The organism is Roseateles koreensis (assembly GCF_028595305.1).
GTDB lineage: Bacteria > Pseudomonadota > Gammaproteobacteria > Burkholderiales > Burkholderiaceae_C > Paucibacter_A > Paucibacter_A koreensis.
This window is the reverse complement of the sequence record NZ_JAQQXS010000019.1, coordinates 17,925-37,260: the sequence shown is the minus strand read 5'-3', so window position 1 is coordinate 37,260 and position 19,336 is coordinate 17,925. Positions and strand designations below refer to the sequence as shown.

Genomic DNA, 19,336 nt, shown 5'->3' with positions numbered 1-19,336 from the left:
TCCGATTCAAGCGGAGGTGACGGGTGCAATGCTGGCGCGCGAAGGGCGGTCGCTCATGGCCGCTTTCCTGATTCCAGAGGAATGTCCAGCATCGCGTTCACCAGGCCGCGTGCAAAGCGGCTGCTGCCCGGGTCACTGGCGCTTTCATAGGAGAAAGCCTGTGGCGCGCTGGCCAGGGGCATGGTCTCAATGTCTTGTGCAAGATCGTCGGGCCGCACGCCCCTCAAAATGGCCTGCACTTCAGCGCCCAGGCCTTTGGCTTCGGCGATCTTGTTGATGGCGCTGAGGCGCTCGACGTCAAAGACCAGGCCGTTGCTGACCAGATTCCGCTCGATCAACTTCTGGTGCAGGGTGAATCCAGCAAGGGGGTCGGCACCCAGTTGGATGGCGTGCTCAAACGCCCATTGGTCCGCTCGGTCAAACACCGTCGCACCCACCCGCGCCACGCCGAACAGGCTGGAGCGATTGGCGGCCACCGCTTGCAGCGAGTTCATCAGTTGCTGCTTGCTCAGTTGTTGGGCGGCGTCGCTGAGGCCGTCGCGAATTTTTTGTGCGGCCAGGTTTTTCCCCTGCTCGATCAACTGTTGCTTGAGCAGTTCGCTGGCCACCGAGCTGGCGGCGCTCTTGGCTGCGTTGACCGCGGCTTCGGCCGCCAGCGCGGCACCCCGCAGGCCCGTGGCGAGGGTTGCCAGGTTGTACAGCGTGCCCACGATCTGGGTGCCGTAGTGGTAGGCCTTCATACGCAGGCCGCCTTCTTCCGACAGGCCTTGGGTCCAGAGCACGGCCCACAATGCCTCGTCCTGGGTTGGCGCGGCTTGAATGATCTCCAATGGGTGCAGGCTCAGCAGCCAGTGGTAGTCCTGCACCTCGGGCGTGTTGGGCGGGGCCAGGCGGGTGTAGCCGCGGCATACCTCAAACGGCGTGATGGTGAGGGTGCGGCCATTGACCAGGCTGATGCCGAAGGGCTTACCTTGGTCACGGGCTTCCGCTAGATTGGCAAGCAGTTTTTCACTGTTGTCGTCCCTTTGCCCGCGGATGGCGCTGAGCTTGTCGCCCGGCACCATCGGCGCGCCAGCCGCCACGGCCACCACCGTCAGGCGTTCATCCACGCCGAGGCCGCGTACCCAGGCCACGCGATCGTTCTCGGCCCAGCCGTAAGCAGTGGCAACGGCAAAGGGCAGTTCCCATTGTTTGTCGCACCCCGGGTCGTGCAGGGCGGCAGTGCGGGCGATGGCGGGGCGCAGGCTTTGCTCACCGGCCCCGTAGGTGCGAATGTTGGCCAGCAAGGCCTCATCCACTTTGCGGCCGTCGTCCACCGTGTACTTCGGGCCGGCACAGGCGGTCAGCAGCAAGGTGAGGGTCAGCGTTAGCAGCGGCTTCATGCGGGGCATCGGGTGAAACTGAAGAGGCAGTGTAGGGCGCCTGGATGACGCCTTGCTGAATCGTCAGCCTACTCGTTCAATGGGGGCTAGCGGTTTGAATTCACCGGGCTTTTTGAGCTGCCAGGCCATGATGGCGCGTGCCATTTCTTCGGTGTCGAAGATGGCGCTTTGCAGCAGGCACATCTGGGCCAGCGAATCGGCCACGCCGTGGTCGCGGGCATGGTTCAGGGCCATTTTGCTGCCGGTGATGGCCAGCGGTGATTTGCCGGCAATCTGGCGGGCCACCGTCATCACGTGCGCCAGCAGGGCCTCGGCATCGGGCAGAACCGCATTCACCAAGCCGGCGGCGAGTGCGCGCTCGGCGCTCAAACGTTCGCCTGTGTAGGCCATTTCTCGGGCCAGCCCGGCGGGGATGATCTGCTGCAGACGCTGCAGTACGCCGAGATCAGCCGTCATGCCGATCTGGATTTCTTGCACGCAGAAGAACGCTTCGGCCGTGGCATAACGCATATCACAAGCGGCAGCCAGATCGAGCGCACCGCCGATGCATCCACCCTGCACCGCGCACAGGACCGGAAACCGCGCTTCATCCAGCGCCGTGAAGCAATCCATCAACTGACGCAGCGTGGCTTGAAAATTCAGGCGAGCGCGGGCATTGCTGGTGTCCAGTTTGGCGTCTTGCGAGGCGAATGTGTCCAGGGCCATGCCGGCGCTGAAGTGCTTGCCGGTGGATGAGATCACCAGCACGCGGGCGTCGCCACTGTCGTGCAGGCCGCGAACCGCGTCCCGCAGGGCAGGGAAAAAAGCGGGCGACATGGTGTTCAACTGCTCCGGGCGTGTTAGCTGCAAATGGGCAATGGCTTGATCGTCAACGGTCAGTTTGAAAAAATCATTCATGGGGTGAACTTTCTGTTTCTCATGCGGATGAATGGCGATGTACCGCCTCAGCAGCAAGCCTACCCGGCATTGCCCGGCGCAGCCTTCACGTGTGTGACATTTCTGCACAGGCAGGATGCGGGCAAGCCCTCGGGTCTGCAGGTGCTGCGGCTGCCTACACTCGGCGCATGCGTACTCTCAGAACTGATGACGGCCTGCCACTCCATTGGCGGCAATGGAGCAAGCCCGGCTTGGAGCCTGCGCGTGGCACGGTTTTGATCGTCCATGGTTTGGGCGAGCATATTGGGCGTTATGAGGCCGTGGCGGCCCGGCTCAATCAGTGGGGGTGGCATGTGGTGGGCTTTGACCAGCGCGGCCATGGGGCCTCGGGCGGGCCGCGGGGTGACATTCCCGGTGACGCGCGCTATATGCAAGACCTGGCGTTGGTGATTGATGAACTGCGCGCCGACCCGGTTCTGGGCGCGGGGGCGCAGATTCTGCTGGGGCACAGCATGGGCGGCCTGGTGGCCTCCCGCTTTGTCGCGGGTGGGCTGGCGGCCAGCAGCGCGGGAGATTTGCCGGCATGGTTTCGCCCGGTGGATGGACTGGTCCTGAGCAGCCCGGCGCTGGATCCCGGCATGAGTTGGTTTCAGCGCTTGCAGTTGATGCTGGGCGTTACGTTGGCGCCGCACTTGGCCGTGGGCAATGGTTTGAAGACCGCGTGGATTTCACGCGATGCTGCCGTTGTTCGCGCCTATGAGGAAGACCCGCTGGTACATGACCGCATCACGCCCAGCTTGGCGCGCATGATCGTCGACGCCGGTGAGTTGGTCCGACAGCATGCCGAAACCTGGGTGGTGCCGACCTTGTTGTTGTGGGCCGGTAGCGACCAATGCGTTGCCCCCTCCGGCAGTGCTGAATTTGCGGCCAACGCCTCGCCAGCGGTGGTGCGGCACCATTGTTTTGACGGGCTTTTCCACGAAATCTTCAACGAGCCGGAACGGGAGTTGGTCTTTGCTGACTTGCAGGCTTGGTTGGCCGAGAAGTTTTAAACTCAGGGTTCCCGAACGTCGCTGGCCCGCATGAACCCCGTGCGGGCCACACACTGCCAAGCCCGCCATCAGCGAGGAACCCTCATGAATGCACGCCTGCCTCACCCCGCTCTGCCCACCGAACAAACGACGGCGCTGGGCGAATTTGCCGCCCGGGTCTGGGATGAAGAAATTGTCCCCGCACTGACCCAGTACATCGCGATCCCGGCCAAGAGTCCGATGTTTGACGCTGATTGGGCGGCCAATGGGTATATCGAAAAAGTCCTGCGTGACGCTGCGACTTGGGTCGAGAGCAAAAAGGTGCCGGGGCTGAAGCTGGAAGTGGTGCGCCTCGAAGGCCGCACGCCGGTGATCTTTTTCGAGGTGCCCGCAACCAAAGCCGAGTGCAACGACACCATCCTGCTCTACGGCCATCTGGACAAGCAGCCCGAGTTCAGCGGCTGGCGTAACGATCTCGGCCCCTGGACACCTAAATACGAAGACGGCAAGCTGTACGGCCGCGGTGGCGCCGACGACGGTTACGCCGTTTACGCCTCGCTCACCGCAATCATGGCGCTGGACAAACAGGGCATTCCGCGCCCGCGCTGCGTGGGTTTGATCGAGACCTGCGAAGAAAGCGGCTCCTACGACCTGCCGGCTTACATCGACGCATTGAAGGAGCGCCTGGGCCAAGTGTCTCTGGTGGTCTGCCTGGATTCCGGCGCCGGCGATTACGAGCAGTTGTGGCTAACGACCAGCCTGCGCGGCATGGTGAGTGGCGTCTTGAAGGTTGAGGTGCTGACCGAAGGCATTCACTCCGGCGATGGGTCGGGCGTGGTGCCATCGAGCTTTCGCATCCTGCGCCAGGTTTTGGACCGCCTGGAGGACTCCAAGACGGGGCGCCTGCTGCCCGAGAGCTTCCATTGCGACATCCCGGCCAACCGCGTCGAGCAGGCGCGGGCCACGGCGGCCATCTTGAAGGACGAGGTGTACAAGCGCCTGCCCTGGGCCTGCGGAGCCGATGGTGGCCCGGTGCTGCCGATGTCGGATCAACCGGTCGATGTGCTGCTGAACCGCACTTGGCGGCCCACGCTGTCGGTGACGGGGGTGGATGGCTTCCCGGAGATGAAGAGTGCGGGCAATGTGCTGCGCCCCTTCACGGCCTTCAAACTGTCGCTGCGTCTGCCGCCCTTGATCGATGGCAACGAGGCCGCGCTGCGCTTGAAGGCTTTGCTGGAAGACAACGCCCCTTACAACGCCAAAGTGACGTTTGTGCCAGACGGCCGCGCAGGCGCATACGGCGCCACTGGCTGGAACACGCCGGACCTGACGCCCTGGCTCAGCACCGCCTTGAACGAGGCCAGTCAGGCCCATTTTGGCGCGCCAGTGGGCTATATCGGCCAGGGGGGCACGATCCCCTTGATGAGCATGCTGCAAAAAGGCTTTCCGGCCGCGCAGATGGTGGTGTGCGGCGTGTTGGGCCCCAAGAGTAATGCCCACGGCCCGAATGAGTTCTTGCATGTGCCCTACGGCAAGCGGCTCACAGCGGCGGTGGCGCAGATCATGGCGGCGCACCCCTGAGTTGGTGCCGCTGGCGGGCTGTTGCGGCCCGCCTTGCCGGCTACTTGGCTACTTGGCTGCTGAACTTTCTTAACGCAGTGTGAACCCGGTTTCCACCATCGTGCCCTGCAAGTCTTGCAGCAGGTGGGTCAAGGGAGACAACTGCACATAGCGGGTGCTGACCTTGATGGCGTAGGCGAAGTAACGCGGCAGGTCCTCGGCATAGCGGGGCTTGCCGTCGCGGATTTTGAGGCGGCAGAACAGACCCAGAATCTTCAGGTGGCGTTGCAGGCCAGTCCATTCCAGCTGTTGCCAGAAGGTGCCGAAGTCTTCATTCACCGGAACGCCCAATTTGCGCGCCTGCTCCCAGTAGCGGATGGCCCAGTCCAACTCCTGCTCTTCTTCCCAGGAGATGAAGGTGTCGCGCAGCAGCGAGGCTAGGTCGTAGCTGACGGGGCCTTTCACCGCATCCTGAAAATCGAGCACGCCGGGATTGCCGCCAGCCGCTTCGCTGCACACCATGAGATTGCGGGGCATGAAGTCGCGGTGCATGGGGACGAAGGGCTGCGCGGCGATGTTGTCCACCAGCACTTGGCAGCTGTGGTCCCACCACTTGCATTGCAACTCGCTCCATTGCTGGCCGAACTCGCGCTCGACACACCATTCCTTGAAGAGGTGGAGCTCGCGGCGCACAAAGCTTTCGTCAAAAACGGGCAGACGCTCGGCATCGCCCTTGCTTTGCCATTTCAGCAGAGCCTGGGTGGCGTCGCGCATCAGCCGGTTGGCTTCGGCGTGATTGCTGGTGGCCTGGGTCGCCAGCAAGGCTTGCAAATAGGGTTGATCGCCCAGGTCGCTCAGCAGCAGGAAGCCGAGTTGCGCGTCCACTGCCTCGATGGTGGGTACGTGCAGGCCGCACTGCCGCATTTGCTCGGCCACTTGCAGGAAGGGCTGCGGGTTGTTGGTTTCCGGCGGCGCATCCATCACGATGAAGCTGTCGCCCTCCAGGGTTGACACGCGCAGATAGCGCCGGCTGCTGGCATCGGCACTGGCTTCTCGCACCGTGGCGGCGTCCAGTTTGAAGGGGCCAATCAAAGGCGCAAGCCAGGTCTGGAAGTCTTGGGCGCGTTGCGGGGTCGGCCAGGTGATGGGGTTCATGCGGAGTGGGCGTGGTGAAGTCGTCAGGTGGGCGCGGCGTGATGCATGCGGCGTGCAGCGGGTCTCATGGATAATGGATTTTACAAACCGCGAGCCCCGTGCTCGGCGTTGGGCTGCAGGGCATTGCTGCTGTTCGCGCTGCGCTGCCTGCAACACATTTCAAGAAGACGCCTGCCCCGCTGTGCCGCGCCCCATCATTGCTTACTTTTCTGCTCGTTCAACGGGCTCGGCTGGCACCGCCTTGCTGGGTAGCTTGGGCGTGATGCTTGCGCTGGGCGTGGCGGGCCTGTTCGCGCCCGCCGCGGTGTTGGCGCAAATGGTGAAGGTAGATGCCGAAGTGGGTGCAGTTGGGGGCGCCGAAGCAGGGGCCGAGGCGGGCGCCAAAGCCGAGCCGGTTCGGCCACCCGCATCGCCGCGTGCGCATTTGCGCTTGCGGGCTTCCAAGAAAATCAACCGCCCCGGTGCCGCAGACCGGCAGGCCTTGGTGATCAGCGCTGACAAGCTACAAACCCAGGTGGCGCAGGAGTCGCGTGCTGAAGGTCATGTGGAATTGCGCTACGGTGAGTTGCTCTTGCGCTCGCAAAAGCTGAGCTATGAGCAGGTGAACGATCTGGCGCGTGCCACTGGTGACGTTGAGGTCAGCCGAGGGGGTACGTTATTCCGCGGGCCGGCGCTGAGTTTGTATGTCAGCCGGTTTGAGGGTGAATTTCTCAATCCCACGTATTTTTTCTCGCTGACCGGCGGGAGTGGCAAGGCCGACAGCGTCAGCTTCAGCGACGCCAAGCACATGAGTGCGGTGAATGGCAGCTACAGCAGTTGCCCGGTGACCGAGGAGAAGCCTCAGCAGGACTGGCAGATCACGGCCGACAAGCTGGTCATGGATCTGGATGCCAACGAGGGCGTGGCTTCGGGGGCGGTGCTGCGCTTTTACGGCGTGCCCATCTTGGGCGCGCCCACAATGAGCTTTCCGTTGGGGCTGCAACGCAAGTCGGGCTGGTTGCCGCCCAACATCAGCTTCGACAGCCGCAGCGGCCTTGAGTTCGGCCTGCCCTATTACTGGAATATCGCGCCGCAGCGTGATGCCACTTTGACGCCCTTCATCATGACGCAGCGGGGCGTCGGGCTTGACTCTGAATTCCGCTACCTGGAGCCGGAGCATCGCGGGCAAGTCAATTGGTCAATTTTGCCCAATGACCGCGCCACCAAGAGCAGCCGTTGGGCGCTGGATCTGTTGCAAGACGGCGAAGCGCCCCTGGATTCGCGCTATCGCGTGCGTGCTGAACGGGTGTCGGACGACGAGTACTGGAAAGACCTGCCCAAGCGCATGCAAAGCCAGACGCAGCGCCTCTTGCTGACCGATCTGCAACTGAACCGTAACCGTGAAGGCCTCTGGGGTGAAACGAATGTTTACGCCCGTGTGCAGCGTTGGCAGGTTTTGCAGGGCACGGACACCCTGGCCAGTTTTGATGCGCCTTATCAACGCTCGCCCCAGTTGGGCGTGCGCTTCAACACGGCCGCTGACGACGCGGTGCTGGACGGTTTCGTGCCCTGGGTGCGCCGCACGCGTCTCGAAGGCGCGCTGGAGATGGAGTACAACCGCTTCGATCTGCCCAGCAACGCACAGCTGAGCCCGGCGCAGTTGAAGAACCAGGCTGCGGGCTTGCTCTACACCGGCCAGCGGGCCCATGTGCTCGCGCATCTCAGCGCGCCCATGGGCGGCGCGGCGTGGTGGCTGATCCCGCGCGTGGCGCTCAATGCGGTGCAGTATTCGCTGGATCAGCCCATGACGGATGGCCGCAGCGCCGCACACCGCACGATCCCTACCTTCAGCTTGGACCATGGCTGGGTTTTCGAGCGTGACAGCAGTTTGTTCGGCCGCCGCACCCTGCAAACGCTGGAGCCGCGGCTGCTGTATGTCAACACGCCCTACCGCGACCAGAGCGGCATGCCCAACTTTGATTCGGCCCCCAAGGACTTCAACTTTGACTCGATCTACACCGAGAACCAGTTCTCAGGCGTGGACCGGGTGAATGACGCCAATCAACTGACTTTCGGCTTGTCGAGCCGCTGGATCGACGCCGGCCAGGGCGAAGAAGTCTTGCGCCTGGGGGCCGTGCAGCGCTATCTCTTCAACCCGCAGCGCCTCACGTCGGATGGCTCCACGGTGGACCAACGCCTGTCGGACCTGCTGTTGCTGGCCAGCGCGCATGTGATGGACCAATGGTGGGCCGACGGCTCGGTGCAGATCAATCCGGACGCCGGGCGTTCGGTGCGTACCGTCATGCGTGCGCGTTACTCCCCGGGGCCTTTTCGCACCATCAGCACCGCCTATCGGCTTGCGCGCGGCCAGAGCGAGCAGCTGGAGTTGGCCTGGCAATGGCCCTTGTACGGCCATGACGACCGCATCGCCCGCAAAAACGCAGGTGGCGGAGCCTGTTCCGGGGCCTGGTACAGCGCAGGCCGCGTGCAGTACAGCCTGAGTGACCGGCGGCTGACTGATTCGGTGATGGGCGTTGAGTACGACGCCGGTTGCTGGATCTTGCGCATCGGCGCTGAGCGGCAATCCACCGGTTTGAGGGAAGCGAATACACGTTTGATGCTGCAAATGGAGTTTGTGGGCTTGTCCCAGTTGGGCTCCAATGCACTCAATGTCTTGAGGGACAATATCCCCGGTTACCGATCGCTGAGCGGCAATCGCTCGGCAAGCCCAGAAGCCTCTTATGACTGACATGTCCCATCGTTCTCTGTCCCTGACCTTCGCGGGCGCCCTGTTGGCGGTTGGCTGGCTCGCCAGTCTGCCGGCGCAGGCCCAGCACAAGGCTGCCGACCTGCTTCCGGGGGACTACATTGCTGCCGTGGTCAACCAGGACGTGGTGGCCGCCAGCGAGGTGGTGCAGCGCACCGAGCGCTTGCGCCAGGAGGCCCGGCAGAAGGGCGAGTCCATGCCGGACATGCAGCTGCTGCACAAGCAGGCCATCGAGGCCTTGATCGAAGACCGCGTGCTTGTCACCTATGCGCGCGAAAGCGGCACCAAGGTGGACGAGCCCGAGCTGGACCGCGTGGTGGCCAACGTGGCCGCGCAGAACAAGCTGACCATGGATCAGCTCAAAGAGCGCCTCAAGCAAGAGGGCATGGACTACCGCACTTTCCGCGAGACCATGCGCGATCAGCTGATGTCTGAGCGCGTGCGCGAGCGCGAAGTGCAGGGGCGCATCCGTATCACCGATGGCGACATCGACAAATACCTGGACGAAAAGCGCGAGAAGCTGAGCCAGGCCGATCAGATGAATTTGGCGCAGATTCTGGTCAGCGTGCCTGACGGTGCCTCCGACACCGTGGTGGCGGAGCGCCGTGCACGCGCCCAAGCCGCGCTGAGCCGTGTGCAGGCGGGTGAAGACTTTGCCAAAGTGGCCCGTGAGGTTTCCGAAGACGCCAACAAAGACAAGGGCGGCGAAATTGGCATGCGTGCGGCCAGCCGGCTCCCGGATGTGTTTGTGGAGGCGGTTAAAGGACTCACCAGCGGGCAGCTCGCCCCTGAATTGCTGCACTCCGGTGCGGGCTTTCATGTGCTGAAGGTGGTTGAGCGCAAGGGCGGCTCCCTGACCACGGTGGTGCAAACCCATTCCCGCCACGTGCTCCTTCGCCCCTCAGCCCAGCTGACGGCCGAAGTGGCGGCGCGGCGCCTGAGTGAATTCAAGCGGGCGATCGAAGCGGGCTCCACCACCTTCGAGAAGGTGGCGCGTGAAAACTCCGAAGACGGCAGCGCCCAGGAGGGGGGCGACCTGGGCTGGATGTCGCCAGGCGCATTCGTGCCTGAATTCGAGCAGGCGATGGATGCTTTGCCACTGGGCGGCATCTCCGGCCCGGTGCCGTCGCGCTTTGGCATGCACCTGATCCAGGTGCTGGAGCGCCGCAACGCCGAGATTGAAACCAAACAGTTGCGTGAACAGGCGCGCGCCGCCTTGCGCGAGAAGAAATACGACGAGGCCTACCAGGAGTGGGTCAAGGACCTGCGGGCACGTGCATTCATCGAAATGCGCGAGTGGCAGGACTGAAGCCGCAGCACCTGAAAAGATTCCCGACGTGGCTCAACATATTGCACGCAAGCGGTTCGGTCAGCATTTTCTGACTGACGTTCACATCATCGAGTCCATCTGCGATGCCATTGACCCGCAAGCGGGCGAGGCGCTGGTGGAGATCGGCCCTGGCCTGGGTGCCATGACCCTGCCGCTGCAAAAACGCATGCCGGCCTTCAGCGTGATCGAGCTGGATCGCGACTTGGCGGCCCGCCTGCGCAAGCGAGAGGGCCTGGACGTGATCGAAAGCGATGTGCTCAAGGTCGACTTTGCGGCCTTGGCCGCTGCCAAGGGCCAGAAGCTGCGCGTGGTGGGTAACCTGCCGTACAACATCTCCACGCCCATCCTGTTCCATCTGCTGGGGTTTGTGGACCATGTGGTCGACCAACACTTCATGCTGCAAAAAGAAGTGGTGGACCGCATGGCGGCCTCGCCCGGTTGCAAGGACTACGGGCGTCTGACCGTGATGCTGCAGTGGCGCTATGCCATCGAGTCGGTATTTGACGTGCCGCCCGAAGCGTTTGATCCGCCGCCTCGGGTGATGTCAGCCATCGTGCGCATGCAGCCCTACGCCAAGCCGCCGGTGCTAGATGCCAAGCTGCTGGGCGAGATGGTGGCCGCGGCCTTCTCGCAACGCCGCAAGCTCTTGCGGCATAGCCTGGGTGTGTGGCTGACGGCGCGTGGCTTCGCGGGGCACTTCGATCTGCAGCGTCGTGCTGAAGAGGTGCCGGTAGCCGAGTATGTGGCTTTGGCCCAAGCCCTGGGCGCGGCACCGCAGGCCTGAGGGCGCGCAATGTTTCGTGTCCGCGCAGAGTCGTCTTGCCCTAGAGCCCTCAAGCCCTCAAGCCCTCAGGCCCTATGAGCCGGGCATGAAAAAAGGAACCCCTCGGGGTTCCTTTTGCAGGGGCCAATCACAGCGCTCGAGAACGCGGGTTGGGCGTCAGGCGGCGTTCAACCACATGGCGGTGTCAAACGCGCTGCTCATCATCGGCATATTCATTCCGAAGTTGGCATTGGCTGCCGCTTTGGAATTTTTTGCTGCGGGCTTGGCCGGCACCGCTGCGGCTTCTTCGGTAGCCCGCTCCCAAGATCCTTCTTGAGAGCGGGCTACTGAAAAGAATAGAAGCACCTGAACTGGACTTTTCTATCGCCCCAGTAATCAGCGGCTTCGCGGAAAACATCCAGCAACTGCTCGCGTGCTTCGCGGTCGAACTTGACGCTGTCAGGCAGCTGCTCTAGCACGACCACAAAGCCGGGTTGGGCACCGGACTTGTGGACCAGATCGGTCATGCAATCGTGAAGCGCGTCCAGATTCTTGCCAAAATGGGCCGGGAAGAGAAATGCCTGAGCAATCGCTTCCAGCACATCCTGCTTGGACTGTGCCTCGGTCAAATTGGCATATAGAAAATGCTGGCCGGCTTCCTGCGCTGCCTGCATCAAGTCCTCTACGCGGTAGGCCCGTATGGCCTGCACGATATTGGGACGGACGGTCTGCAAAAGCATGGTCACAATCCTCCTATATAGTCACTGAACTTTATGGTCTTCGATGCTGACTGCGTTGTGTTTCACCGTTCGATGCGGCTGAAACTGGCGTAGTGATCATCGGAGTAATAACAAACATCAGGTTGAGTCGGGGCAGACCCACCGCACACCATGCGCTTTGCGCCGCGGTTGCGGGCGCGGGGCGTGGCCACGGTGTACTCGTGGTAATAACCTCGGGTTTTGCGCGGCAAAATGCGTTCGCGGTTTCCGAACACCACGCCATCTTGTTCATGCGGAAATGGCCCGCCGGCAAGAATGAGTCGATAGGTGTTTTGGGCTTCGCGAGGCAACGCCGCCAAGCCGACCGTTGCCGGTGCGGCTGCTGTTTCTGTGCTCTCTTTGGCCTGAACTTGGACGCCCACCGCAGCCATTGCCACACAAACTGCGAGCAAAACTGACGGGCGCCAAGAGGACCACATGGGTGGCCGAGAGAGCAAAGACACGGGTTTACCCTGTTCCTGAAAGCGATATGGTATCGAAAGCGCCGCAAAACCTCAAGCGGCATCCGAGGCCTGCTGCCTTGAAAACATCAATGTAAGTGAGTGCATACAATCTTAAAAATCACCACCAAATGGTGATTGTTTGATGTGTATGACTATTTTGTGAGCCCTCACAAACTTTTGTAAAAACCGTGTTTGCAGGCGGGTTGTGCACTGGCTTGGTGCCAATGGGTGAGGCAGGGTGGGCGGTCCGCCGGTCTGGGGCGACGGCCTCTTGCATGCTTCCAAAATGCAGCCGGCCGCCCGTGAATGCGGGCGGCCGGCTATGGGGCGATGGCTCAGTGATGAGCCCTTAACGTTTAACGCTGCGCGTTGGCGTCGGCCACCGTCAGGGCGGTCATGTTGACAATGCGGCGCACCGTGGCCGATGGCGTCAGCACGTGTACCGGTTTGGCGGCGCCCAGCAGCACGGGGCCGATGGCGATGCCGCCGCCAGCGGCTGTCTTCAGCAGGTTGTAGGAGATGTTGGCGGCGTCGATGTTGGGCAGCACCAGCAGATTGGCTTCGCCAGCGAGCGAGCTGCCGGGCATCAAGCTCTTGCGATAGTCTGCGTCCAAGGCGGTGTCGCCATGCATCTCGCCGTCAACTTCCAGCCAAGGGGCTTGATCTTGCAGCAAAGCCAGGGCTTCGCGCATCTTCACGGCGGAGGGCTGGTTGCTGGAGCCGAAGTTGCTGTGCGAGAGCAAGGCAGCCTTGGGGCGCACGCCAAAGCGCTTGAGTTCTTCGGCGGCCATGATCGTGATTTCAGCCAACTGCTCAGCGGTCGGGTCGTAGTTGACGTGGGTGTCCACCAGAAACACTTGACGGCCCGGCAGGATCAGCCCATTCATGCAGGCGAAGTTCTTCACCCCGGCGCGCTTGCCGATGACCTGGTCGATGTACTGCAAATGCATGGCCGTGTTGCTCCATGTGCCGCAGAGCATCCCGTCGACCTCGCCCTTGTGCAGCATCATCGCGCCGATCAGGGTGAGGCGGCGGCGCATCTCGATCTTGGCCGTCTGCGCTGTGACGCCCTTGCGCTGGGTCATGGCGTGGTAGGTCTGCCAGTAGTCGCGATAGCGATGGTCTTGCTCGACGTTGACGATGTCGTAGTCGCGCCCTTCTTGCAGGCGCAGGCCGAAGCGTTCGCAGCGCTCGGCAATGACCTTGGGGCGGCCCACCAGCGTGGGGCGAGCCAGCTTTTCGTCCACCACGATCTGCACCGCGCGCAGCACCCGCTCTTCTTCACCCTCGGCGTAGGCCACGCGCTTGTTGTTTGCGCTCTTGGCCACGTTGAAGATGGGCTTCATGGTGGTGCCGGAGGCGTACACAAAGCTCTGCAACTTCTCGATGTAGGCCGCCATGTCGACAATCGGGCGCAGGGCCACGCCGCCGTCGGCAGCGGCCTTGGCCACGGCCGGCGCGATCTTCATCATCAAGCGCGGGTCAAAGGGCTTGGGAATCAGGTACTCCGGCCCGAAGCTCAGGTTGGCGCCGGCATAGGCTGCAGCCACCACTTCGCTCTGCTCGGCCTGGGCCAGTTCCGCAATGGCGTGAACGGCGGCAATCTCCATCTCGTCGGTGATGGTGGTGGCGCCACAGTCCAACGCACCCCGGAAGATGTAGGGGAAGCACAGGACGTTGTTGACCTGGTTGGGGTAGTCGGTGCGGCCCGTCGCCATCACCGCGTCATTGCGCACCTTTTGGACTTCTTCAGGCAGGATCTCCGGCGTCGGATTGGCTAGCGCGAAGATCATGGGCTGCGCCGCCATCTTGGCCACCATCGCCGGCTTGAGCACGCCGCCAGCGGACAGGCCCAAGAAGATGTCTGCGCCTTCAATGACTTCACTCAGGCTGCGCTGCTCGGTCTTTTGCGCGAACTGGGCCTTATCGGGGTCCATCAACTCGGTACGGCCTTCATAAACCACGCCAGCCAGGTCGGTCACCCAGATGTTCTCGCGCGGCAAACCGAGTTTGACCAGCAGGCCCAGGCAAGCCAGCGCCGCAGCACCCGCGCCGGAGGTGACCAGCTTGACCTTCTTGATGTCTTTGCCCAGCACTTTGATGCCGTTCAGGAAGGCTGCGCCCACCACGATGGCCGTGCCGTGCTGGTCGTCGTGGAAGACGGGGATCTTCATGCGCTCGCGCAGCTTGCGCTCAACGTAGAAGCAGTCGGGCGCCTTGATGTCTTCGAGGTTGATGCCGCCGAAGGTGGGCTCCAGCGCGGCGATCACGTCAACCAGCTTGTCGAGGTCGCGCTCCTGGATTTCCAGGTCGAATACATCGATGCCGGCGAACTTCTTGAACAGCACACCCTTGCCTTCCATCACCGGCTTGGATGCCAACGGGCCGATGTCACCCAGGCCCAGCACCGCTGTGCCGTTGGTGACCACCGCCACCAGATTGCCGCGTGAGGTGTAGCGGAAGGCGTTGGCCGGATCGGCCACGATTTCTTCGCACGCAAAGGCCACGCCCGGCGAATAAGCCAGCGCAAGATCACGTTGATTGATCAGCTGCTTGGTGGCAGCAATTGCGATCTTGCCAGGCGTCGGAAACTCGTGATATTCCAGGGCGGCCTGGCGCAGCTGCGCAATCTTTTCTTCGGATTTGGACATGGCTTGTTCTCGGGGGCAAGGCAACAGAGAGTCGATGATTGTAGGAGGCGGCGAACGTTGCCGCTTTCAGTACCGCGCCCTGCTCAATGGAGGCTGGCAGGGCGCACAGTGTGCGGGTTTGCCAGTTCAAATGGCGTACGCGGTATTGCGCATCAGGGCGCAAGCCGGGCACAGGATACTTGTACATTCCTTTCGGCCCCCTTTATTCCTCATTCCTGCGTTCCGGCGGCTTGCCTGCCGCGAGTCAGCAACTTGTTGGTCTTTTGCCTGCCCTTATGTCCGCGTCCTCGGCTTTGTCGCCTCAGCTCTCACGCCCGTCCAGCTGGCGCCGTGCCCTGCTGTGGGGGGCTTTGACGGTACTGCTGCTGGTTGCGCAGACCCTGTTGGTGGCGCTGACCTTGCGGTATGAGGCTGCCCGGGGGCAGGAGAAGGTCGATCAAATCGCGCTGGAGGTTGCTGCCCGCATCAAGCAAGTGACCGACGGCGATCTGCAGGCCCTGCAAGGTTTGCTGTGGGACGACACCCAAGGCGGCGGGCAATGGAGGCAAGAGTCGGCCCAGTTGCTGCGCCGCACGCGCCCGATCCTGCGCTTGGAGGTTCGCGACGCGCAGCGCCAAATCATTCGATCCGCCGATTCGCCTTTTGTGTCGCCCGTGTATTTGCAGGCCTCCCGCCAGGAGATGGAGATTGAAACCCAGCTGGCCTGCGCGGCCGCATCACGCCAGGGCTCGCAGCAATTTTCCCGCAGCTACTTCATCGTGTTCGCAGGAGGTGAAGGGCTGGAGGTGGTGGACCTGTGTGTGCCGCAGCTGCGCTCGGGCCAGGCCTCGGGCTTTATGGTGGCCACGTTGGCGTTGCGTTACGTGCTGGAAGAGGCCATCACGCAAGACCTGGCACGCGAGGCTGAATTCAGCTTTGTTGAAAGTGATGGCACGCGCCTCGCCCGTGCTGGCCTGACCCGCGGCGCCGGTTACTACCTGGCCGAGCGCCTGGTGGATCTTGGTGGCTTGACGCTGCCGCTGAAGGTGGACAGCGCGTCGGGCCAGCCCCAGCTGATTCCCAATGTCACGACCGCGCTGGTTTTGGGGCTTTCACTGGCGCTGTTTGTCGTAGTGATTTTGCTGGCCCGGGACGGCCGGCGCCGCGCCTTTGCCGAGCACGCGTTGGCCGAAGCGCTGGCCTTTCGCCATGCCATGGAAAACTCGTTGGTCACCGGCCTGCGCGCCCGGGACATGGCGGGCACCATCACCTATGTCAACCCGGCGTTCTGCGCGATGGTGGGCTTTGAGCCCGAGGCCTTGCTGGGCCAATCCGCCCCGCCGTACTGGCCGCCGGAATTTGCGCCGGCCTACCAGCGCCGCCACGTGGGCCGCAGCGCACGCTGGCGTGCCGGCGAAGATGCGCGTCAGGGCCACGAGACCGTGTTCATGCGGCGCAATGGCGAACGGTTCCCGGTGCTGATCTTCGAAGCCCCGCTGCTGGACGCGCAAGGCCACCAGACCGGTTGGATGAGCGCCGTGCTCGATGTCAGCGACCAACGCCGGGTCGAGGAATTGTCGCGCCAGCAGCAAGACCGTCTGCAGGCCACCGCCCGCCTGGCCACGGTGGGCGAAATGGCGTCCCTCATGAGCCATGAGTTGAACCAGCCGCTGGCCGCCATCGCCAGCTATTCGGCAGCATCGCTCAATCTGCTGACCCTGGAAGCGGACGATCCACAGACCCCCGATCTCGTGCGCCAGGCCCTCAGCCGCATTGCCGAGCAGGCCGAGCGCGCGGGCCGCGTCATCAAGAGCGTGCACGACTTCGTGCGGCGCCGCGACCAAGCCCGTGAATCCATCGGCGTGGACCTGCTGTTCGACGCCGTTCTGCCCCTGGTGCGCCTGCAGGCCCGCAAGAGCGGTACGCGCATCGAGATCGATCTGCCCCAGCCGCCGCCTCGCGTACGGTGCGACCGGACCATGGTGGAGCAGGTGTTGCTGAACCTGACCCGCAACGGCATCCAGGCCATGGAAGGGGACGCCCCCCTGGCGGAGCGCGTGTTGACCCTGCGTGCGCACCCGCTTGACGCCAACTGGGTTGCGTTGGCCGTGCTGGACTGCGGCCCGGGCATTTCAGACGACGTGGCCCGCCAGCTCTACACCCCGTTCTTCACCACCCGCCAAGAAGGCATGGGCCTGGGCCTGAGCCTGTGCCGTACCGTTGTCGAGCAACATGGCGGCGCCATGGACTTCATCCCACGCGGCGGGCAGGCGCGCGGCACCGAATTTCGATTCACGCTCCCGGCGGCACCCCAGGCAGGCACATCGCCCGCCAGGGCACCCGTGAGCGAGCAGGAGCGTTGATTTGAACACCCCCCCTTTCCATGCCTCCCTTAGCGGTGGCAGCCGTAAATTGCCGATGGTCTATGTGGTCGATGATGAGGCCGTGATCCGCGAATCGCTGTCTTGGCTGCTGCGCTCGCGCCGCCTGCTCTCCGAAGGATTCGCCAGCGCCGAAGCCTTCGAAGCCATGCTGGACGCCCGCCCCGATCAAGCCCGCGACTGGCCTGACGCACCGTCATGCCTGCTGCTCGACGTGCGCATGCCCGGCATGAGCGGCCTGGCCTTGTTCGAACGCCTGAACGCTCGCGGCCTCGGCACAGCCTTGCCCGTGATCTTTCTGACCGGCCACGGCGACGTGCCCACGGCGGTATCCGCCGTCAAGCGCGGCGCGTTCGATTTTGTGGAAAAGCCTTTCTCCGACAACAGCCTGGTCGATCGCATCGAAGAAGCCCTGGCCCTCAGCGAACAAGCCATTGCAGCCCGCCAGCAAACCGGCCGCTTGGCCCTGCGCCTCGCCGAGTTGACCGACCGCGAACGCGAAGTCATGGCCCTCGTCATCCAAGCCCTGCCCAACAAACTCATTGCCGATCAACTCCACATCAGCGTCCGCACCGTCGAAGTCCACCGCGCCCGTGTGTTCGAAAAAATGAACGTGAAATCAGCGGTGGAGTTGTCGAATTTGCTGAAGGAGTAGGGGGCTTCAGCCTGAGACAATCCCTTTCATGGGTGAATTCGATCTGATCAAACGCTATTTTGTCCGCGACCCCGCGTTGGGGGTGAGCTCGGATGCTGTGGCCTTGGGCATTGGCGACGATTGTGCGGTGCTGAACCCGACGCCGGGGATGCAGTGGTTGGTGTCTTGCGATATGTTGGTGGAGGGCCGGCATTTTCTGTCCACCGTGGCACCGGAGCGTTTGGCGCACAAGGCACTGGCGGTCAATCTCAGTGATTTGGCCGCTTGCGGGGCCACGCCGCGTGCCTTCACGCTGGCGCTGGCTTTGCCGCGTGCTGATGCCGTGTGGTTGGCGGGTTTTGCCAAGGGCTTGTTCGCCCTGGCAGATGCGCATGGCATTGCGCTGGTGGGGGGCGACACCACGCAAGGCCCTTTGAATATCTGCGTGACGGTGATGGGTGAAGTGCCGCGCGGCCAGGCCTTGTTGCGCAGCGGCGCACGGGTCGGCGACGATATTTATGTGTCCGGCACCGTGGGTGATGCCCGGCTGGCGCTGGAGGTATTTCGCGGTACGGCCGTGCTGGCGGGTGAGGCGTTCGAGCAGGCTCGCCGGGCGATGGAGTGCCCGCAGCCTCGCGTAGGCCTGGGGCAGGCTTTGAGGGGCTTGGCGACCAGCGCTATTGATGTGTCCGACGGCCTGATCGGCGATCTGGGGCACATCTTGCAGCGCTCCAGCGTGGGCGCTTGCCTGGCGGTTGACGCCCTGCCGCGCAGCGCCGTGCTGGCGAGCCAGAGCCTGGCCCTGCAGCGCGAATGCGGCTTGGCGGGCGGTGATGATTACGAGTTGATATTCACCGCGCCGGTGGTCGCCCGCGAGGCCGTGCGCCAGGCAAGCTTGAATTGCGCCACCCCGATCACACGCATCGGCCACATCGAGGCAGAGCCGGGGCTGCGGCTGGCGGACGCGCAGGGCCAGGCCCTCGTGGCTGAATTCAGCAGCTTTGATCACTTCAAGACATCATGAGCGAACCTCAAGACTCCACGGATTCTGACGCTGGCGAGCGCGTTGGCGGCATGGCGCCGCGCCGGGCCACGGCTCGCTTCATGTTGGCGCACCCGGCGCGCTGGATTGCTTTGGGCTTTGGCAGCGGCTTGTCGCCCAAAGCACCGGGCACGGTGGGCACCTTGTGGGCGTGGGTTGCCTTTCTGGTGCTCAACCCGTTGATGACAGACACGCGCTGGGCGGCCTTGTTGATCGGCGGCACCCTGGTGGGGTGGTGGGCTTGTACCGCCACGGCCCGGGCGATGGCCACGCCGGACCCTGGCGCCATCGTGTGGGACGAAATCCTCGCTTTTTGGCTGGTGCTGTGGCTGATCATGCCGACGGGTTTGTTGGGGCAGGCGGTGGCGTTTGGCCTGTTTCGTTATTTCGACGCAGCCAAGCCGGGGCCGGTGGGCTGGGCGGATCGCCTGTTCAAAGGCGAGCGTGGGCAAGCGGTCAGTTGGGCTCAGGGGTTTGGTATCTTGTTTGACGATTTTGTGGCCGCTGGATGTACGCTGCTGGTCATCGCTTTGTGGCGACACGCCCAACTGGCTTGAGCGTTATTAAGCGTAGGCAAGGAGGCC

General features: G+C 63.2%; 15 protein-coding genes. 9 read left to right on the top strand and 6 right to left on the bottom strand.

What is annotated here, in order from left to right:
- Positions 1 to 53 precede the first annotated feature (53 nt).
- Positions 54 to 1,391 (bottom strand): hypothetical protein, encoded by a 1,338-nt coding sequence (locus PRZ01_RS17680; RefSeq protein WP_273598164.1) that lies wholly within the window; start codon positions 1,389 to 1,391, stop codon positions 54 to 56.
- Positions 1,392 to 1,445: 54 nt separating this feature from the next.
- The gene (locus PRZ01_RS17675) at positions 1,446 to 2,279 is read right to left on the bottom strand and encodes an enoyl-CoA hydratase-related protein (protein ID WP_273598163.1); all 834 of its coding nucleotides are present in this window, start codon (positions 2,277 to 2,279) and stop codon (positions 1,446 to 1,448) included.
- A 167-nt stretch (positions 2,280 to 2,446) separates the two neighbouring features.
- On the opposite strand from PRZ01_RS17675, the gene PRZ01_RS17670 reads away from it, so the two are divergent.
- Positions 2,447 to 3,310: an alpha/beta hydrolase gene (locus PRZ01_RS17670; protein ID WP_273598162.1), complete on the top strand. Its 864-nt coding sequence runs from the start codon at positions 2,447 to 2,449 to the stop codon at positions 3,308 to 3,310.
- An 84-nt stretch (positions 3,311 to 3,394) separates the two neighbouring features.
- Positions 3,395 to 4,870 carry a M20 family metallopeptidase gene (locus tag PRZ01_RS17665; RefSeq protein WP_273598161.1) on the top strand — a complete coding sequence of 492 codons (1,476 nt, stop codon included), beginning with the start codon at positions 3,395 to 3,397 and terminating at the stop codon, positions 4,868 to 4,870.
- 69 nt (positions 4,871 to 4,939) lie between these two features.
- Here PRZ01_RS17665 and PRZ01_RS17660 read toward each other — a convergent pair whose 3' ends face one another.
- Entirely contained in the window at positions 4,940 to 6,004 is a 1,065-nt protein-coding gene (locus tag PRZ01_RS17660) for an aminoglycoside phosphotransferase family protein (protein ID WP_273598160.1), read from the bottom strand.
- Between the two features lie 181 nt (positions 6,005 to 6,185).
- Between PRZ01_RS17660 and PRZ01_RS17655 the strand changes: the two genes are divergently transcribed.
- From PRZ01_RS17655 to rsmA, 3 genes are read left to right on the top strand one after another with little or no spacing between them, the layout of a single operon-like run.
- Positions 6,186 to 8,732, top strand: a complete 2,547-nt coding sequence (locus PRZ01_RS17655; RefSeq protein WP_273598159.1) for an LPS-assembly protein LptD — start codon at positions 6,186 to 6,188, stop codon at positions 8,730 to 8,732.
- 1 nt (position 8,733) lies between these two features.
- The gene (locus PRZ01_RS17650) at positions 8,734 to 10,059 is read left to right on the top strand and encodes a peptidylprolyl isomerase (RefSeq protein WP_273598158.1); all 1,326 of its coding nucleotides are present in this window, start codon (positions 8,734 to 8,736) and stop codon (positions 10,057 to 10,059) included.
- 28 nt (positions 10,060 to 10,087) lie between these two features.
- Positions 10,088 to 10,864, top strand: a complete 777-nt coding sequence (gene rsmA / locus PRZ01_RS17645; protein WP_273598157.1) for a 16S rRNA (adenine(1518)-N(6)/adenine(1519)-N(6))-dimethyltransferase RsmA — start codon at positions 10,088 to 10,090, stop codon at positions 10,862 to 10,864.
- Positions 10,865 to 11,187: 323 nt separating this feature from the next.
- Here the strand turns inward: rsmA and PRZ01_RS17640 are convergent, their stop codons facing one another.
- From PRZ01_RS17640 to PRZ01_RS17630, 3 genes are all read right to left on the bottom strand, one after another.
- The gene (locus PRZ01_RS17640) at positions 11,188 to 11,583 is read right to left on the bottom strand and encodes a barstar family protein (protein WP_273598156.1); all 396 of its coding nucleotides are present in this window, start codon (positions 11,581 to 11,583) and stop codon (positions 11,188 to 11,190) included.
- Between the two features lie 62 nt (positions 11,584 to 11,645).
- Positions 11,646 to 12,041 (bottom strand): guanyl-specific ribonuclease, encoded by a 396-nt coding sequence (locus PRZ01_RS17635; RefSeq protein ID WP_409993872.1) that lies wholly within the window; start codon positions 12,039 to 12,041, stop codon positions 11,646 to 11,648.
- A gap of 380 nt (positions 12,042 to 12,421) precedes the next feature.
- A complete protein-coding gene (locus PRZ01_RS17630) occupies positions 12,422 to 14,716 on the bottom strand; it encodes an NADP-dependent malic enzyme (RefSeq protein WP_273598155.1) in 2,295 nt (764 codons plus the stop codon).
- A 275-nt stretch (positions 14,717 to 14,991) separates the two neighbouring features.
- On the opposite strand from PRZ01_RS17630, the gene PRZ01_RS17625 reads away from it, so the two are divergent.
- Genes PRZ01_RS17625 through PRZ01_RS17610 form a run of 4 tightly spaced genes read left to right on the top strand, consistent with a single transcriptional unit; the run spans position 14,992 to position 19,309 of the window.
- Complete coding sequence (locus PRZ01_RS17625) at positions 14,992 to 17,058, top strand: sensor histidine kinase (protein ID WP_273598154.1); 2,067 nt, start codon at positions 14,992 to 14,994, stop codon at positions 17,056 to 17,058.
- Between the two features lie 55 nt (positions 17,059 to 17,113).
- Positions 17,114 to 17,731: a response regulator transcription factor gene (locus PRZ01_RS17620; RefSeq protein ID WP_273598190.1), complete on the top strand. Its 618-nt coding sequence runs from the start codon at positions 17,114 to 17,116 to the stop codon at positions 17,729 to 17,731.
- Between the two features lie 28 nt (positions 17,732 to 17,759).
- A complete protein-coding gene (gene thiL, locus PRZ01_RS17615) occupies positions 17,760 to 18,734 on the top strand; it encodes a thiamine-phosphate kinase (RefSeq protein ID WP_273598153.1) in 975 nt (324 codons plus the stop codon).
- Positions 18,731 to 19,309: a phosphatidylglycerophosphatase A family protein gene (locus tag PRZ01_RS17610; RefSeq protein WP_273598152.1), complete on the top strand. Its 579-nt coding sequence runs from the start codon at positions 18,731 to 18,733 to the stop codon at positions 19,307 to 19,309. The genes thiL and PRZ01_RS17610 overlap by 4 nt, the downstream gene beginning before the upstream one ends.
- Positions 19,310 to 19,336 lie beyond the last annotated feature (27 nt).

What these genes read in the sequence shown, in the direction of transcription:
- PRZ01_RS17680 (WP_273598164.1), bottom strand. Translation starts at nt 1,391, where the DNA reads ATGCCCCGCATGAAGCCGCTGCTAACGCTGACCCTCACCTTGCTGCTG.
- PRZ01_RS17675 (WP_273598163.1), bottom strand. Translation starts at nt 2,279, where the DNA reads ATGAATGATTTTTTCAAACTGACCGTTGACGATCAAGCCATTGCCCAT.
- PRZ01_RS17670 (WP_273598162.1), top strand. Translation starts at nt 2,447, where the DNA reads ATGCGTACTCTCAGAACTGATGACGGCCTGCCACTCCATTGGCGGCAA.
- PRZ01_RS17665 (WP_273598161.1), top strand. Translation starts at nt 3,395, where the DNA reads ATGAATGCACGCCTGCCTCACCCCGCTCTGCCCACCGAACAAACGACG.
- PRZ01_RS17660 (WP_273598160.1), bottom strand. Translation starts at nt 6,004, where the DNA reads ATGAACCCCATCACCTGGCCGACCCCGCAACGCGCCCAAGACTTCCAG.
- PRZ01_RS17650 (WP_273598158.1), top strand. Translation starts at nt 8,734, where the DNA reads ATGTCCCATCGTTCTCTGTCCCTGACCTTCGCGGGCGCCCTGTTGGCG.
- PRZ01_RS17640 (WP_273598156.1), bottom strand. Translation starts at nt 11,583, where the DNA reads ATGCTTTTGCAGACCGTCCGTCCCAATATCGTGCAGGCCATACGGGCC.
- PRZ01_RS17635 (WP_409993872.1), bottom strand. Translation starts at nt 12,041, where the DNA reads ATGTGGTCCTCTTGGCGCCCGTCAGTTTTGCTCGCAGTTTGTGTGGCA.
- PRZ01_RS17630 (WP_273598155.1), bottom strand. Translation starts at nt 14,716, where the DNA reads ATGTCCAAATCCGAAGAAAAGATTGCGCAGCTGCGCCAGGCCGCCCTG.
- PRZ01_RS17625 (WP_273598154.1), top strand. Translation starts at nt 14,992, where the DNA reads ATGTCCGCGTCCTCGGCTTTGTCGCCTCAGCTCTCACGCCCGTCCAGC.
- PRZ01_RS17620 (WP_273598190.1), top strand. Translation starts at nt 17,114, where the DNA reads ATGGTCTATGTGGTCGATGATGAGGCCGTGATCCGCGAATCGCTGTCT.
- thiL (WP_273598153.1), top strand. Translation starts at nt 17,760, where the DNA reads ATGGGTGAATTCGATCTGATCAAACGCTATTTTGTCCGCGACCCCGCG.
- PRZ01_RS17610 (WP_273598152.1), top strand. Translation starts at nt 18,731, where the DNA reads ATGAGCGAACCTCAAGACTCCACGGATTCTGACGCTGGCGAGCGCGTT.